The 16,782-nt window shown below is 38.7% G+C and carries 15 protein-coding genes and 1 riboswitch; of the genes, 9 read left to right on the top strand and 6 right to left on the bottom strand.

Annotated features, from left to right (window positions below):
• Window positions 1–71: 71 nt before the first annotated feature.
• The 4 genes from ASE01S_RS08325 to ASE01S_RS08310 form a co-directional block, all read right to left on the bottom strand.
• Window positions 72–1,322 (bottom strand): L-lactate MFS transporter, encoded by a 1,251-nt coding sequence (locus ASE01S_RS08325; protein ID WP_067840924.1) that lies wholly within the window; start codon window positions 1,320–1,322, stop codon window positions 72–74.
• 225 nt (window positions 1,323–1,547) lie between these two features.
• Window positions 1,548–2,063, bottom strand: a complete 516-nt coding sequence (locus tag ASE01S_RS08320; RefSeq protein ID WP_067840921.1) for a DUF3221 domain-containing protein — start codon at window positions 2,061–2,063, stop codon at window positions 1,548–1,550.
• A 339-nt stretch (window positions 2,064–2,402) separates the two neighbouring features.
• Window positions 2,403–3,764: a PFL family protein gene (locus ASE01S_RS08315; protein ID WP_067840919.1), complete on the bottom strand. Its 1,362-nt coding sequence runs from the start codon at window positions 3,762–3,764 to the stop codon at window positions 2,403–2,405.
• A gap of 14 nt (window positions 3,765–3,778) precedes the next feature.
• Window positions 3,779–4,051, bottom strand: a complete 273-nt coding sequence (locus tag ASE01S_RS08310) for an ACT domain-containing protein (protein WP_067840917.1) — start codon at window positions 4,049–4,051, stop codon at window positions 3,779–3,781.
• A gap of 151 nt (window positions 4,052–4,202) precedes the next feature.
• A riboswitch (glycine riboswitch) is annotated at window positions 4,203–4,278 on the bottom strand.
• Between the two features lie 920 nt (window positions 4,279–5,198).
• On the opposite strand from ASE01S_RS08310, the gene ASE01S_RS16485 reads away from it, so the two are divergent.
• The 3 genes from ASE01S_RS16485 to gnd all read left to right on the top strand — a co-directional run bounded on the left by ASE01S_RS16485 (window position 5,199) and on the right by gnd (window position 8,054).
• Complete coding sequence (locus ASE01S_RS16485) at window positions 5,199–5,507, top strand: zinc ribbon domain-containing protein (protein WP_373277942.1); 309 nt, start codon at window positions 5,199–5,201, stop codon at window positions 5,505–5,507.
• 216 nt (window positions 5,508–5,723) lie between these two features.
• Window positions 5,724–6,461, top strand: a complete 738-nt coding sequence (locus tag ASE01S_RS08305; protein ID WP_067840914.1) for an HAD family hydrolase — start codon at window positions 5,724–5,726, stop codon at window positions 6,459–6,461.
• 174 nt (window positions 6,462–6,635) lie between these two features.
• On the top strand, window positions 6,636–8,054 hold the full coding sequence (gnd, locus tag ASE01S_RS08300; protein WP_067840911.1) for an NADP-dependent phosphogluconate dehydrogenase: 1,419 nt from the start codon (window positions 6,636–6,638) through the stop codon (window positions 8,052–8,054).
• A gap of 141 nt (window positions 8,055–8,195) precedes the next feature.
• Here the strand turns inward: gnd and zwf are convergent, their stop codons facing one another.
• The gene (gene zwf, locus ASE01S_RS08295; RefSeq protein ID WP_067840908.1) at window positions 8,196–9,665 is read right to left on the bottom strand and encodes a glucose-6-phosphate dehydrogenase; all 1,470 of its coding nucleotides are present in this window, start codon (window positions 9,663–9,665) and stop codon (window positions 8,196–8,198) included.
• Between the two features lie 314 nt (window positions 9,666–9,979).
• On the opposite strand from zwf, the gene ASE01S_RS08290 reads away from it, so the two are divergent.
• The 5 genes from ASE01S_RS08290 to tnpB all read left to right on the top strand — a co-directional run bounded on the left by ASE01S_RS08290 (window position 9,980) and on the right by tnpB (window position 13,829).
• Window positions 9,980–10,747: a TIGR01457 family HAD-type hydrolase gene (locus ASE01S_RS08290; protein ID WP_067840906.1), complete on the top strand. Its 768-nt coding sequence runs from the start codon at window positions 9,980–9,982 to the stop codon at window positions 10,745–10,747.
• A 13-nt stretch (window positions 10,748–10,760) separates the two neighbouring features.
• Window positions 10,761–10,988, top strand: coding sequence for a YdbC family protein (locus ASE01S_RS08285; protein WP_067840904.1), 228 nt, complete (start codon window positions 10,761–10,763; stop codon window positions 10,986–10,988).
• 70 nt (window positions 10,989–11,058) lie between these two features.
• Window positions 11,059–11,544 (top strand): PTS sugar transporter subunit IIA, encoded by a 486-nt coding sequence (locus ASE01S_RS08280; RefSeq protein WP_067840901.1) that lies wholly within the window; start codon window positions 11,059–11,061, stop codon window positions 11,542–11,544.
• Window positions 11,545–11,840: 296 nt separating this feature from the next.
• Window positions 11,841–12,593, top strand: a complete 753-nt coding sequence (locus ASE01S_RS08275) for a helix-turn-helix domain-containing protein (RefSeq protein WP_067840899.1) — start codon at window positions 11,841–11,843, stop codon at window positions 12,591–12,593.
• Window positions 12,594–12,695: 102 nt separating this feature from the next.
• Window positions 12,696–13,829, top strand: coding sequence for an IS200/IS605 family element RNA-guided endonuclease TnpB (gene tnpB / locus ASE01S_RS08270; RefSeq protein WP_067840896.1), 1,134 nt, complete (start codon window positions 12,696–12,698; stop codon window positions 13,827–13,829).
• A gap of 710 nt (window positions 13,830–14,539) precedes the next feature.
• On the opposite strand, the gene mreBH is transcribed toward tnpB, so the two are convergent.
• On the bottom strand, window positions 14,540–15,544 hold the full coding sequence (mreBH, locus tag ASE01S_RS08265) for a rod-share determining protein MreBH (protein ID WP_067840894.1): 1,005 nt from the start codon (window positions 15,542–15,544) through the stop codon (window positions 14,540–14,542).
• 503 nt (window positions 15,545–16,047) lie between these two features.
• Here mreBH and ASE01S_RS08260 point away from each other — a divergent pair.
• The gene (locus ASE01S_RS08260) at window positions 16,048–16,770 is read left to right on the top strand and encodes a lysophospholipid acyltransferase family protein (RefSeq protein ID WP_067840891.1); all 723 of its coding nucleotides are present in this window, start codon (window positions 16,048–16,050) and stop codon (window positions 16,768–16,770) included.
• Window positions 16,771–16,782: the final 12 nt, after the last annotated feature.

Below are 16,782 nucleotides of genomic sequence, written 5' to 3'. Positions count from 1 at the left end.
GCTAGCATAGCCAATCGCCCGTTTTACAAGTCTTTTTAGTGCTGTAGTTTAATAAAAAAATTTAACTCAATTTAACTTGCTTGTTTTTGAATAGATATACTCGAAGCTCGAATACTTAACTTCATTATAATCGACACGACAAATGCAACTGCTATTAAACACGCAAAAATATAAAAGGCAACATTGTAGTTACCTGTAGTGTCATTAATATAAGCAACGAGTAATGGACCGAACACCCCTGCACAAGACCAAGATGTCAGTAATAAACCATGAATAGCGCCTAACTGTAAAGTTCCAAATAAATCACTAATAAAGGCAGGAAGTAAGGCAAAGCTCCCTCCGTACATAGAGACGATGATGAAAATTAATAGTTGAAGCAACAACGCATTCGTCACATTTGGCAATGCCAGCATTAAAATAAACTGGACACCGAAAAACATCATGAATACGTTACTACGCCCTAATGTATCAGACAATGCTGACCAACTGATGCGACCGCCTCCATTAAAAAGTCCCATTATTCCTACCATTGCAGCGGCAGCTGTAGCTGAGATGCCAGCTTTTTCTTGGGCCAAAGGAGAAGCAACAGAAATAAGCATAATGCCTGTTGAAATATTAATAAACATCATAACCCATAATAGCCAAAAACGTTTATTTCGGAGGGCTTGCTGCGCTGTAAGCTGTTGAAGACTAGCTTGTACTTTATTTACCTTTTGCTTTGTGTTATTTGTCTTTTTCGTAAAAGGTACCCAATTTTCAGGTGGTTTAACAATATAACGTGCACCTGCGAGCATTAGAATAAAATAAACACCTGACATAATAAAAAAGGTATACGATAGCCCCATTGACTTAATAAGCTTCGTCATAATCGGTGCAGCAATAAGTGAACCGGCACCAAACCCCATTACAGCCATTCCTGTTGCTAAGCCCCGCCTATCTGGAAACCACTTTACTAAAGTAGAGACCGGTGAAATATAACCTAATCCTAATCCCATTCCACCAATAACTCCATATCCAAGATAAAATAGAGCTAGTGATTTAATGGCCATACCTAGTCCTGTGATCAACAGACCAGAACTAAATAAAATTGCTGCAATTGTAGCTGATTTTTTCGGTCCCCATTTCTCAACGAACTTACCAAACGATGCAGCAGATGTGCCAAGTAAAGCAATTGCGATAGTAAATGCAACTGTAACTGTTTTGTCGCTCCACCCCAGTTTATCAACAATTGGATTTTTAAGTACGCTGTAGGCATAGACAGATCCAATTGACAGGTGGATGGCAATAGCAGACAGTGCTATAAGCCAACGATTCTTTTTCATGATAACCTCCGTCATTTATTAAACTACAGCCATAGATCATACTATATCAAATTCTAATAAGTGAATCAGTGAACAATGTGTGAACAATTAATTGTAATTGTAGGATCAGTACTTTATCTTCTTATTCAATTGCTTGTTTGAGGGTACGATCTGGACTGAGAACAGTAACAGATTATGCTAAGAGTCTGACATTAGCAAAAAAAGGTTATCATACTATGATAACCTTTAAGATATGTATTCTTGTTCAATAAGTTCAATTTCGACCACCTCGGTACTCCATATTTCAAATAGCTTAATCTCCCATTTCCCCTGATTTTGATTGAATAATATCGATCTTACAGCATAGTTTTTACTTGGGTGGTTGTCTTGTTTAAGTAAGGCATAATTAAGCGCCTCAGCCTCTGTTAATAAGGCTCCCTCAGGTGGAGTAAGCTCATGAATTTGGTGATCGACTAGGACTGATTTTCCTGGGTAAGTATCTCCCTTATGATTGTACCAAGCATCGATTTTATCTCCTTGCTTTAGGTCTGCTGGCGGGTCATAGAACCATATCATATCATAAAACTCTGAAACACCACCGTTGTCACTAAGATCTTGCGCTTCAATACTGGCTACTAAAATCCGATCAGGGGCTTGTGCTACAACGTAACCTGTCAGTACATTAGGTTGTTCTGAGCTAAAACAGCCACTCAGGCTTATTGATATGAACATTAGTACAATAAAAAACAGGCACTTACGCACAATTATTACCCCTTTCCTGAAAAAGTACTCTAAAAAATCAGACGAATAAACAGATTAAAAAGTTACAGATTTTGACGGAAGGCTTAAAAATCTAGCCAATTTAGCTTGTTATGCAAAAACCTAATGGTCAACAAGGGATTAGATTGGTCCATTTAGTCAGTATCAAAAGAGACAAGAAGCTTTCATTTTTACTTATGTAACCCGAAAAGCTGGCAACCGGTAAATCGTTGCATTAACTCACTGGCGTCTATTTTATGCCAAAATAAAAAGCACGTAAGCTAATGGAGCGATCTATCACTTCCACTCAAACTTCGTGCTTTTTTTGTGTGCAAAAGTTGGTTAATTAATTAATGCCTGCAAAGGAGCTGGAATACGTCCACCTCGTTTAATCAGTTTAGCAGAACTAAAAGGTTTGACACCGATGATCGGGGCCCGACCAAGCAAACCACCAAATTCGACGATGTCTCCTTCTGACTTACCGATTACTGGAATAACGCGAACAGCTGTCGTTTTTTTATTAATCATGCCTATTGCTGCTTCATCGGCAATGATCGCAGCTAATGTTTCCGCGCTTGCTTCTCCTGATAATGCGATCATGTCAAGTCCGACAGAGCAAACGCAGGTCATCGCTTCAAGCTTGTCAAGTGAAAGTGATCCATTCTCAATGCCACGAATCATCCCATTGTCTTCACTAACTGGGATAAAGGCTCCGCTTAAACCTCCGACATATGAACTCGCCATTGCACCACCCTTTTTGACCGCATCATTCATTAGAGCTAGCGCTGCGATTGTACCATGTGTTCCAACGCTTTCTAAGCCAATCTCTTCAAGGATTTCTGCTACACTATCATTCATGGCATTTGTTGGAGCAAGAGATAAATCCATGATGCCAAAGGGAACATTCAAGCGTTTGGCTACAACCCGGCCAATTAATTCGCCAGCACGTGTGATTTTAAAGGCTGTTTTTTTAATTACCTCGGCGACCTCGCCTAAATCAGCATCAGGATAACGTTTTAAAGCATTAAGTACTACTCCTGGTCCACTGACACCAACACTTAATACAGCCTCGCCTTCTCCAGCGCCGTGAAATGCACCAGCCATAAACGGATTATCTTCAACCGGATTGCAGAAAGCGACTAATTTCGCACAACCAATACTATTATCCTCTTTAGTTAATTCAGCTGTTTGCTTTATAATCGCCCCAACCTGTGCAACGGCATCCATATTAATTCCTGTCCGTGTTGTTCCGATCGAGATAGAAGCACAGACACGATTTGTTGTGGCCAGCGCTTGTGGAAGAGCATTAAGTAAGGTTTGATCACCTTTGGTAATCCCTTTATGAACTAAGGCAGAATAGCCACCAATAAAATCAACACCTGTTTTCTCAGCAGCTGCATCCAACACCTGAGCAAGCTCGATTGCTTGTTCTTTCGTTGCATCACTTAATATTTCGGCAATCGGTGTAATCGCAATCCGCTTATTAACGATCGGAATGCCGTATTCTTTTTCAACCTGTTCAGCAACAGGCTTAAGCTCGCCTGCATAGCGGGTAATTTTTTGATAAACCTTTTCTTTAACCTTTTCAATGTCACTATCTACACAGTCACGTAAACTGATCCCCATTGTTACGGTCCGAATATCTAAGCTTTCCATTTGAACCATTCGGATCGTTTCTTGAATTTCATTATATGCAATGGCCATGTTTATCACTCCTCTTAAATACGGTGCATCGCTTGAAAGACGTCTTCGAGTTGGATACTAATCGTTAGGTTCATTTCCTTCTCAACGAGCTCAAATGTCTCAAGCAATTGATCAATTCTGTTTTGGTCCGCCATATCGACGATCATCATCATGGTAAAATAATCCTGTAGGATAGTTTGGCTAATATCATGAATATTCATATTGTGTTTAGCGAGTACACCAGTAACACGAGCGATAATACCAACCTTATCCTTTCCAACTACGGTAACAACAGCACGTTTATTCATTTTCTTCACCTCAGTATGTTTGTATATATGTGATGGCTTAAATAGCGCTGAATAGAGAAGTTGCTTTCTGAGCTGTTTATCATGTGGTCTGACATGAAAAAAGATTGGAGTTATGCTCCAATCCCGGTGACAACATATTTATAAATAATATGTGTTGTCTTCTGTCCGGGTACCTGAGATTGTGAATCCTTCGGTGTCGTCTAGACGAGCTCTCCAGAAGCTGCTCCTATTATAGTGTAACCCATAATATTCATAGCGCTCTATTAAGTTAACAAACAAATCGTACCAGTAATTTCGCTTAACGTCAATATCATCAGACTTGATTAGACAAAGACTTGCTAAAATTGTGATCAAGGAAGATTGGGAGGGATGGAAAAAAGTCGTGCTGTAAACAACATACCGATCCTAAGCCTGCTGATGAATAATGATGACTTTGCTGATAATTGAAAAGAGACACCTCAGTAAAAAGTGTCTCTTGTATTTGCAAGTGTAAAATATTAAATTTAGCTCAATGATTGACTGCAAATCAATCAATGACTATCAATTGCCGCGGTATAAATCCACCTGGAATGTTTTACAACCTAAACGATATAAGCCCTACCTCTCTTATATCCTTACGACTCCGAAGTCGATCCAGTGTGAATAAGTCTTTCTTTATAGTGCGAACTAACGCACTTTAATATCCATTATTGTGTTCCGTTTCAATAATATTAAAAAACATTTGGCAGATGCCAGAATTTTACTCTTGCCTAATTGGCGAAGTCCATCTTATATTATCGCTGATTGAAAGAGATTTGTCAAACGACAACCTCCTCGCTGTTCTTGTATTCATTAACCCTAGCTTACCCGAGTCGTGATTTGTAGGTCGTAAACTTTAAGGTTATTGACGTAAAAACGCTGTAGATGTGAACGATGCCGGCAAACAAAAACAGAGCCACAAGTAAGGGGGATTTCATAGAAAATGTGAGATGCTAATCGGTAGCTATCTAATCGGGAATGAGGGGATTTGTAAATCCAAAAAGTTATTTCAGTTAAGACGTGTTCACTTGGCTTGTTGATTAGCCGTTATGAAATTAGTTAATGCTAAAGTGTCGAATGGTCCGAGTTTCTTGATCTTTCATGAAAATCTATTTTAAGAGACAAATGAATGTTACATTACCGAACTTATTTCAAACAGATTTTGCTTTATCGCAGTGTAACTGGATGGGGCTGCGATTACTCGCCCCATCGAAGGGCTTTTGTAAGACTCCCTGTTCAAGAAGTAAGGGAACACATCATGTCTAAGTGGGAGGTTCAACAGCGAGTACGGAGCTCTGAGTGTGGACATCACGATGGCAAGAAATCTCTTGACATAAGGGATTGGACTTGTCCAACTTGCTATACGCATCACGATCGATATGTAAATGCTAGCAAAAATATTCTAACGGAAGGCTTACGAATCGTAGCTTTAGCATAAAGAAACTTCCACGATCAAACCGTAGGGACTAAAGGGATAGCTTGGTATAGAAGAGAAACCTCTGTTAGTAAGGAAATACGCTAACACGTACGCTCTGTTCCCAAGAATCTCCCACTTCAATCAGACCGCAAGGTTGATAAGTGGGAGTAGTTCAAAGTTCACCTCATTAACAGGGTATGCTATAGTTGAAGTAAAGACAAAAAGGGGGACAACAAAGTGAACAACAATATTAAGTTAATTGCTTTGGACTTGGATGGAACCTTAGTCAATCATGCCGACCAAAAAGCAAGTGAACGTCTAGTAGCAGCTGTAAAACAAGCTCAGGAGTTAGGGGTAGAGGTCATTATTGCTACAGGCAGACATCGTTCGACTAGTTTACCAATTGCCGAGCAGCTAGGCGTCGAATATCTCGTAACCCTTAATGGTGGGGAGATTTGGACAAAGGATGGTAACCTTTTGCACAGACAGGCGATCGACCCAATAACGGTTGATCAAATATTGGAGGTACATGAACAGTATAATACCTTCTACTGGCTTGTCTCACATGAACGTGTCTATCGTGAAAGCTTACCAGAAAATTACCAAGAGCATCAGTGGATCAAGTTTGGCTTTAACGTAGAGGATGATGCCACACGGAATGAAATGCTCGAGCACTTCTCAAAGCTAGATACGATTGAGCTTAGCAATTCAAGCTTAACCAATATGGAATTGAATGCTAAAGGCACCCATAAGGCAGCTGGTATTGCTTCATTGTTAACAGAATTAAATTTATCCTTTGATCAGGTTATGACAATTGGGGATAGTAAAAATGATTTAAAAATGATTGAAGCAGCAGGTATTGGTGTGGCAATGGGGAATGCGCAGGAGATTGTTAAGGAAAAAGCAAATTGGATCACACGCACGCAATTAGAGGATGGGGCTGCTTATGCGATTGAAGAACTTGTTTTAAAATAAACGATTGGAAATGATAGAATTTTTCAAAAATTCAATTGCATCTTAATCTATTCTGTTATAAGGTAATTAGTGGGGGATAGTGATGCTATATAGATTATGTGCAAAAGTTGCGAAATGGCATTATTCCACGTATGATAAAAATTAGAACTACATAGTTAAAGGAGCTAATGAAGCATGTCAAAACAACAATTTGGTGTCATCGGCTTGGCTGTTATGGGGAAGAACCTTGCTTTAAATGTTGAGAGTAGAGGTTACTCTGTATCAGTTTTCAACCGTACCTATAAAAAAACAGAAGACTTTCTTGCAAATGAAGCAAAAGGCAAACGTTTCTTTGGTGCAAAAACAATCGAAGAATTTGTTGACTCCTTAGAGAAACCACGCAAAATTATGTTAATGGTTCAGGCAGGACCAGCAACGGATGCAACCATTGAGACGTTAAAACCTTTATTGGATGATGGCGATATTCTTATTGATGGTGGTAATACATTTTTTCAAGATACGATTCGACGTAATAAAGAGTTAGATCAATCTGGCATTCACTTTATTGGTACAGGGGTATCAGGTGGAGAAGAAGGCGCGCTTAAAGGCCCTTCTATTATGCCTGGTGGCCAGAAAGAAGCCTACGATCTCGTTGCCCCTATTTTTGAAGCTATCTCAGCTAAAGTTAATGGGGATCCTTGTGTCACATACATTGGTCCCAACGGTGCTGGCCATTATGTCAAAATGGTGCATAACGGGATAGAATATGGCGATATGCAATTAATTTGTGAAGCTTATTTTATGCTTAAGCATATCCTTGGTTTATCAGCAGATGAATTGCATCAAGTATTTGCTGAATGGAATAAAGGTGAGCTTGATAGCTACCTTATTGAAATTACCGCTGATATTTTCACGAAAAAGGACGACGAAACAGGGAAGCCAATGATTGATGTCATCCTCGATACAGCAGGACAAAAAGGGACAGGTAAATGGACAAGCCAAAGTGCTTTGGATTTAGGTGTACCACTTCCTGTTGTTACTGAGTCTGTCTTTGCTCGTTTTATTTCAGCTATGAAGGATGAGCGCGTTAAAGCAAGTAAAATGCTTAACGGTCCGTCTGCTCATGATACGCCATACCAAGGCGATAAAGATGAGTTAATCGAAGCCATTCGTCAAGCTTTATACATGAGTAAAATTACCTCATATGCTCAAGGATTTGCTCAAATGCGTGCTGCATCAGAAGAAAATGATTGGGATTTAAATTATGGTGAGATTGCGATGATCTTCCGTGGAGGTTGTATTATTAGAGCACAATTCTTACAAAAAATTAAAGATGCTTATGACCGTGATCCAAAACTTGCCAATTTAATGCTTGATCAATACTTTAAAGAAATCATTGAGAAATATCAGGTTTCACTACGAAAAGTGTTAACGATAGCGATAGAACGAGGAATCCCAGTTCCAGGGTTTGCAAGTGCACTTGCTTACTATGATAGCTATCGGACCGAGACTTTACCAGCCAATCTATTACAAGCACAGCGTGATTACTTCGGAGCCCATACGTATCAACGTATCGATAAAGAAGGCATCTTCCATACAGAGTGGATGTCTTAAGCGGTTAAACGATAACCATTCAGTTAATTATTGCTGTAATAAATAAAGCAAAAACGTCAGATCATTGAGACGCCCCCGAAAGTTAGTGATGAATGCTAACTTTTCGGGGGCGCTCCATAATATAATCTGACGTTTTTTATTTTAGATATCCCACCAATGGAAGCCATCCTTAGCTAAGAGTTGATCAGCTTCAGCGGGACCATTCGTTCCGGATTGATAATTAGGAAACTCAGCTTTTTTATTTGACCAGGCATTCGTAATTGAATCAATGAACTTCCAAGATAAAGCTACCTCATCTGAATGGACAAAACTTGTTGAATCACCATTTAAACAATCGTTAATGAGAACCTCATAAGCCTCTGGACTTTCGATAGCCTCATCCTTTTTGTCATAATGCATTGAAATTTGGGTACTGGTCGTTTCGTAATCGGTTTTTTTAGCATTAAGGTGCATGGTAATACCCTCATCAGGTTGAACACGAATAATGAGTAAATTTGGATCAATCGTGTCACCCTTATCCTTATATAAATTAATGGGTAAGTCTTTGAACTGGATGACAATTTCAGTAGATTTCTTTGCCATTCTTTTACCGGTTCTCACATAAAACGGAACTCCAGCCCATCGGAAATTATCGATCATAAATTTTCCGGCTACAAATGTTTCAGTATCAGAGTCAGGCTCAACCCCGTTACTTTCACGATAGCTATTGACAGCTTCCCCATTAATTTCACCACGATCATATTGACCACGAACAAAATAGTCGTCTACACTCTTTTCGTCAATTTGACGTAAGCTGCGAAGTACCTTGACTTTTTCATAGCGAACTTCATCAGGATGAAGCTTGGCTGGTGGTTCCATAGCGAGCAGGGAAACCATCTGTAACATATGATTTTGAACCATGTCTCTTAATGCACCTGATTGATCGTAGTAGCGACCTCGTTCTTCCACACCAAGAACTTCGCTTGAGGTCACTTGTACATTTGCAATATATTGATTGTTCCATAAAGGCTCAAACATCGCATTAGCAAACCGGACAATTTCAATGTTTTGTACCATTTGTTTTCCTAAGTAATGATCAATTCGATAAATCTGATCTTCAGTAAAAGTTTGCCCAATTTGTTCATTTAGCTTTTGAGCCGACTCATAATTATGACCAAATGGTTTTTCGATAACTAATCGAGACCATCCTCTATTGTCTGTAAGTCCCTGTGACTTTAGATTAGCAGCAATTGGTCCGAAAAAATTAGGCGCCATAGCCATATAAAATAACCGATTACCGCCAGCATTGTGTTTTTGATCAAGTTCATTGATGAAATGATCAAGCTTTTTATATTCTGATAAATGCTGAGCATCGAAAGGGTTATAATGAAAGTGTGAGGCAAACTCATCATGGTTAATGGGGTCATCCTTAAAGTTTTCAATTGACTTTTTAATATTCTGACGAAACTCTTCGTTGGTTAAAGGACGACGTGCTACCCCGACCACGGCAAAATGATCTGATAATTTCTTATTCCGATATAAACGGTATAGGGAAGGGTATAATTTTCGGTTAGCTAGGTCTCCTGTCGCTCCGAAAATAACAATTATAGCTCTAGGTGTTTGACTTGTCATTGACTTTTAAAACCTCTCTTTTCAATATCTGATTTTACCAATAGTTTTGTTATCGTTTCTTCCATAGATAACATACCACGTTCACACTATTTGATAAACTATTTTACATTCAGTGCGATTAAAAGTTATAATGCATTTAATTATGTATGTACTATATTACCATGTATTCAGAAAATAACAAATAGTTTTACAATTAGCCACTTAAATTTTTTGGAGAAAGATATTTTGACTGAGAGCGGTCATTTTGTTACTTTAAAGATTCATTAGCATTAGCATTGGATAATGATCTAAGATAAATACATGGAGGGGACTTTATGAAACAGTATGCGGGTTATTTAATCGATCTAGACGGAACGGTCTACAATGGAACAGAGAAAATTGATGAAGCAGTAACATTCGTTAATCACTTAAAAACAAAGCAAATTCCTTACCTTTTTCTTACCAATAATTCAACTAAACACCCGTCTGATGTTGCCAAGAAGCTATCAGAAATGGGAATACCTGCAACTGAACAAGATGTATTTACTTCAAGTATGGCTACCGCAACGTATATTGCAGAGGAAAAAACTAATGCGCGGGTATATGCGATTGGTGAGGAAGGGTTAATGCTTGCGCTTGAGCAAGCTGGCTTAACAGTAACGGATCATGATGTTGATTATGTTGTGATGGGATTAGCACGTAATATTACATATGAAAAGTTAGCTATCGGTGCCTTAGCTATTAGAGCGGGGGCAAAGTTTGTGGCAACGAATGGCGACGTTGCACTTCCAACTGAGCGAGGGTTGCTGCCAGGAGCAGGTTCTTTAATTTCTGTTCTATCCGTTACAACAGGTGTGACACCTAAATTTATTGGCAAGCCTGAGGCGATAATTGTCGACCAAGCTCTAGAAGTATTAGGCACAGATAAGCAATCAACACTAATGGTTGGTGATAATTATCATACTGACATAATGGCAGGTATTAATGCCGGACTTGATTCTTTACTCGTTCTTTCAGGTGTAACTACTAAAGCAGATTTAGCTACGATTACGAATAAACCGTCATATGTCATAAATCATTTGGCTGAGTGGAAAGTGGAATAAGGAGGGAGTTAAGGTGGCAGACTTGAATTATCAGATTATCAAGACGATTGGCATTCTGTCTGAAGCAAAATCAGGTTGGACCAGGGAGCTCAATCTCATTTCTTGGAATAACCGTCAACCTAAGTATGATCTGCGTGATTGGGCTCCAAATCATGAGAAAATGGGAAAAGGCATCACCTTGTCTGAAGCTGAATTGTCGAAATTAGTAGAATTAATTAATAAAATGGATACCAATATATAAAAAATTGCTTTATAATAATTAGAACTGGGTATAAGTAAATTATAGTAGAAAATTTGGGAGGTAACTCGTGATGTTTAAAAAATTATTTAAAAAAGAAGAAAAGATTGACAAAGAAGTATTAGTTTCCCCCGTTACAGGTGATGTAGTGGAAATTACTGAAGTTCCAGATCCAACTTTTTCTGAAAAGATGATGGGTGATGGTGTTGCGTTTAATCCAACTGATGGTCATTTTGTTGCCCCTGTGAGTGGGGAAATTGTTAACCTGTTTCCAACTCTACATGCGATTGGGATTAAATCTAACGCAGGTGTTGAATATTTAATTCATATCGGCTTAGATACGGTTGTTCTTGATGGGGAAGGCTTTACTGCTCATGTTAAGCAAGGAGACAAGGTTAAAGCTGGTGACCCGCTGGTCACTGTAGATTTAGATTTCGTGTCACAAAAAGCGAAAACTATTACACCTCTTGTTATTACAAGTCAAGTGGCATCAGTTGATAAAGATATTAATAAAACAGTGGTAAAAGGTGAAACAGAAATTATGACCGTTCACCTTTAATAGGAACGGATCACATAGTTCTTTTGGTTAACTATCTAAACATAGATCGAACATAATCTTCAAAAAGAGTAGAGATAGTAAAGTAAGAAAAGGAACAGCTAAACTTATGAATCAAGGAGAGAAAGCAAGCCGCTTTTTCCTCCTTAGTTCTTTTTTTATCGCAGTATAACTGGCTGGGGTTGCGATTACTCGCCCCATCGAAGGGCTTTTGTAAGCCTCCCACTACAAGATATACTCAAAGCCTAGTATCTTAATACAATGTTTGAGAATTAATATTAAAAGGTTAGGGGATTGTCATGACAGATATTCAAAAAGAGATTATAAATACGTTAATTCATGATAATGGAAGCGTTTTATCACAGGAGTCAGCTACAAAACTAAATGTGTCAAAGCGTACTATTAAAGGTAATATTAGCGATATAAACGAGATATATCCTCACCTTATCTCTTCTTCTGTCAGAGGGTACTGTATAGATAAAGCAGAGGCGCAAAGAATTTTAATAGAAACCAGTAATGTTCCCCAGACTCCAAAGGAGCGGATATTTTACATTGTAAAAAAATTGTTGCTTGTTAATACTAATTTATCAATGAATGTTGATATCTATGATATGAGTGAGGAATTAATGGTTAGTGAGGCAACCATCTATAAGGATTTAATTAGAGTCAGAAAGTATCTGAAAAAATACGAATTGGATATTGCCTCATCAAAAGGAAAGGTTAAATTAGTTGGTATTGAAAGTAAAAGAAGAAAAGCAATTAATGATCTCTACTTTAAAGAAATAGAGAAAAGTGAAATCACCTTCAAGTCAATCCAAAATACTTTTCCAGAATACGATGCGCATTTGATTTCAGATATTATTTTACGTACTTGCAAAAAATATCACTACTTTATCTTACTAGGTGAGAAGACTCCCACCTCAAGGAATGAGAAGATGAGTAGGTGGGAGATGAATCGCCTTCGGACAGGGGATGGCTTCAGCCATCTCGATTGTCCGACTGTTCGAGTGCACGTGCTATCACCGGAAGATAGCTTGTATAAGAGTGCTTAAATTCGTTTGTTTCTTGAATGTGTCTCCCCTCTAAAATGATGTATCCGCCATGCAAAATAGGGTATAATGGATGTATCATTTTAACAGAAGGGAGTGAAAGCCTTGCTCGTCAACAAAGCCTATCAATTCCGTCTCTATCCAACGCAAGAACAGGAAAGACAGATTGCGAAAACAATCGGCTGTTCTCGTTTTGTCTTTAATCATTTTTTAGCTAAATGGAACGATACGTACAAAGAAACGGGGAAAGGACTGACTTATCGTGCTTGTTCCGCTCAACTACCGCAGCTGAAGCAAGAATTAAGCTGGTTAAAAGAAGTAGACAGCATTGCGATCCAATCCTCTCTGAAACATCTCGCAGATTCCTTCTCCAGATTCTTTAAAAAGCAGAATGGCAAACCTCGTTTTAAATCGAAGAAAAACCCTATTCAATCCTATACAACGAAGCAGACAAACGGAAATATCTCGATTGTAGGTAACCAAATCAAACTCCCTAAATTGGGGCTCGTTCGCTTTGCCAAAAGTCGTGAGGTGGTAGGTCGGATTCTACGTGCCACCATCAGACGCAACCCAAGTGGGAAATACTTCATATCTATTCTTGCTAAAACAGACATACAACCCTTAGAGAAAACAGAATCAGCTATTGGCATCGACTTAGGGATCACGGACTTTGCGATTCTTTCTGATGGTCAAAAGGTGGATAATCATCGGTTCACCGCTAAAATGGAAAAGAAATTAAAACGAGAACAACGAAAACTTTCCAGACGTGCCCTGCATGCGAAAAACAACGGGATAGACCTACTCGATGCCAAAAACTATCAAAAACAAAAATGTAAAGTTGCGAGATTACATGAACAAGTCATGAATCAACGTGCCGACTTCCTTAACAAGTTAAGTACAGATATCATCAAAAACCACGATCTGATCTGTATTGAAGACTTGCACACAAAAGGAATGTTGCGTAACCGTAAACTAGCAAAATCTATCTCTGACGTATCATGGTCTAGCTTTGTCAAGAAATTACAGTACAAAGCCGATTGGTACGGTAAAACCGTCATCAAAGTAGATAAATGGTTTCCATCTAGTCAGCTATGCTCTGAGTGTGGGCATCGAGATGGCAAGAAATCTCTTGACATAAGGGATTGGACGTGTCCAACTTGCTATACGTATCACGATCGAGATGTCAATGCCAGTAAAAATATCTTAGCAGAAGGTCTGAGCGTACATGCTTCTGCTTAGGATAGACACCATCAAACCGTAGGGACTACGGGGATAGCTTGGTATAGAAGAGAAACCTCTGTTAGTAAAGAAATACGCTAACACGTACGCTCTGTTCCCAAGAATCTCCCACTTCAATCAGACCGCAAGGTTGATAAATGGGAGTAGTTCAATAATCAGTACTCGCTATTAAATGTTGTAATGTATATTATTATTGGAATTGATAGAATAAAAAATAATTTTTCCTATACTTTATTAGAAGAGCGTAATCCTGTTTTGGAGGTTACCAGTTCTAAGGAGCGAGAGTTCGAAATGTGTTTGATAGACTAATCGTTTTGTTAACAGAACATGATAACCTCAATCAAGTGATTAAAAGTGAAAGCTATGATCACTTCATCAACAACTTGTTGAGTTTATAATGAAAGTTATCATGCATTTTTTTCCAGGTATTGATTATATTGGTGCTTATATGAGAAACAATGGTTTATGTTTCGGTGTTTTTATGAAAGACAGCAACAACCACTAATGGTTAGTTGCTGTCTTTTTACCTTCATTCAGCAGAAGTCACCTATTCTATATTTGATCAAATTTGTCTATTCGTCTCCAATTTTTTAGGTTTAAGCCTCGGTTGAATCAAGGTAAAGCCTCCAGCGGATACAACAGATTTTCGGCTGGAAATGTATTGAGCTTTGCTTGATAAATACACCTAGGCGTATTTGATAATAGGGTTTTTAGCCAAGTTTCTTAAATTTGCTCATTTGTTTGATCGACTCTGCCGTACCGATGGCGATTGCATTAAGTGGATCATCTGCAATTCGGACGGGCACAAATAATGTTTCGCGTAACCATGTTTCCATCCCACGCAATAGGGCTCCACCGCCTGCAAGAGTGATACCGTGTTCGACAATATCACCACTTAACTCAGGTGGGCAGTCTTCAAGAGTTGCATGGATAGTACTTACAATGGCTTCCAAAGACTCTTTAATTGCTTTTTGGACTTCTAAAGAAGTGACGGTAATTTCTTTTGGTAAGCCTGTGACAAGGTCGCGTCCGCTGACTTGCATAGAAAGCGGATCATGTTCAATTAATGCATAACCAATCTCTTTTTTTATCCGTTCCGCTGTTTGATAACCAATTAAGACATTGTATTTTTGGCGAATATAGTGAACAATTTCTTCATCCATTTTGTCACCAGCAACGCGGATCGATCTAGCGGTTACAATGCCTCCATAAGAAATAATGGCAACCTCACTTGTTCCACCACCAATATCCACAATTACACTACTAATCGGTTCATTAATCGGTAAGCCTGCACCAATGGCAGCTGCAACTGGTTCTTCAATTAAATGCACTTCTTTAACACCAAAGCTTTTGACGGCATTTTCAATTGCACGTTTTTCAACATCGGTACTACCTGATGGTGTGCAAACAATGACAACAGGCTTCCGAATGGTTCGTCCGATTTTTTTGGCGACTTTTTTTAATATAGCCTTTAACATTTGGGCTGCAACATCATAGTCAGCAATTACCCCTTCTCTTAATGGTCGAATTGAGACAATATTTTTAGGTGTTTTACCAATCATTTCTTTAGCTTCCTGTCCAATCGCCACTAGTTCATTTGTACGAGTATCAAGTGCTACAACAGAAGGTTCATTAAATACAATTCCTTTTTGTTTGGTGTAAACCAAAATATTGGCTGTACCAAGATCGATTCCAATTGCTGTATGGTTAAACATATATGTTCCTCCAGTATTCATCTATGTTGTTTAGAGAAGTGTGAACAGTATAATCCACAATGTTGAATAGTATAGCATGTCAAACGGGTGTTGAGCAAAAGTAAAAAGTACCATCCAGATTGACTTAGCTCTATTTGCATTTTTGCAGACGTTATTTCATGAACAAACGTTACATCTATCGTTTGCTGTTAGTATAGGCTGTGGGTTCTTTTTCTATGTATATTCTTCCTTTTAACTCATCGTAAAATCCGCTATACTAAGTAAGTATGGTTTATCGCAGTGTAACTGGATGGGGCTGCGATTACTCGCCCCATCGAAGGGCTTTTGTAAGACTCCACTAAATGGGAGATCCAATAGCCAGTAACGGCCCGATTGGTTCAACTAACGCTCAGTGGGGGAGAGAAGAAGCTGACTAAGTTCAAAACGTCTGCACGAGCAGATCCTATGCGTCGAACCCCCCACTGAACGAAGTTTCACTTTATTGGAATAAGGGGAGATAAATGATGAAAACATTTTTAATTTATGCCTATGCAACATGCTTAGTACTTGGAAGCTTACCAAAACTGGTCAAAGCCAAGGCTATTCCTGACTATCCTTATTCAAAAAAGGCAAGTCAAATTTTCAAAACCCCCGCATTGGTTTCTAGACGGGTGATTGAAAAGACACACACTACCGTTGAAGTTACTGGAAAGGAACATTTGATTGATGAACCTGTTTTATTTGTCGCTAACCATCAAGGGTTATTTGATATTTTAGTCTTGCTGGGTTATTTAGAAAAGCCAGTTGGCTTTATCGCCAAGCAAGAGATCAAAAGAATTCCAATCATTCGTAAATGGATGGAACAGCTCAAATGTGTCTTTATAGATCGTTCTAATCGAAGAACTGCACTTAAAGTCATCGATGATGGTGTAGACAGCTTAAAGTCCGGGCAATCGATGGTTATTTTTCCTGAAGGAACAAGAAGTAAGGGCCTGGAAGTGGGCACGTTTAAGTCTGGTAGCTTACGTTTAGCCACACGAGCGCAAGTACCGATTATTCCAGTTGCCATTAATGGAACTTATAAAATGTTAGAAGAGAATGGGGGGAAGGTTAAACCAGCACATGTCCGATTAACAATTGGCAAACCCATCTATCCAGATCAGTATAAAGCTCTCAAACATAATCAATTAGCCATTAAACTACAAACAGTTATTAAAGAAGAAATAGAGAAGCATTCGACCTTATAAAAGCAAGTAGTC

The sequence above is a fragment of the Amphibacillus sediminis NBRC 103570 genome, assembly GCF_001552275.1.
Lineage (GTDB): Bacteria > Bacillota > Bacilli > Bacillales > Amphibacillaceae > Amphibacillus_B > Amphibacillus_B sediminis.
Note: the sequence above shows the minus strand (reverse complement) of the source record. Positions and strands in the feature narration are given on the sequence as shown.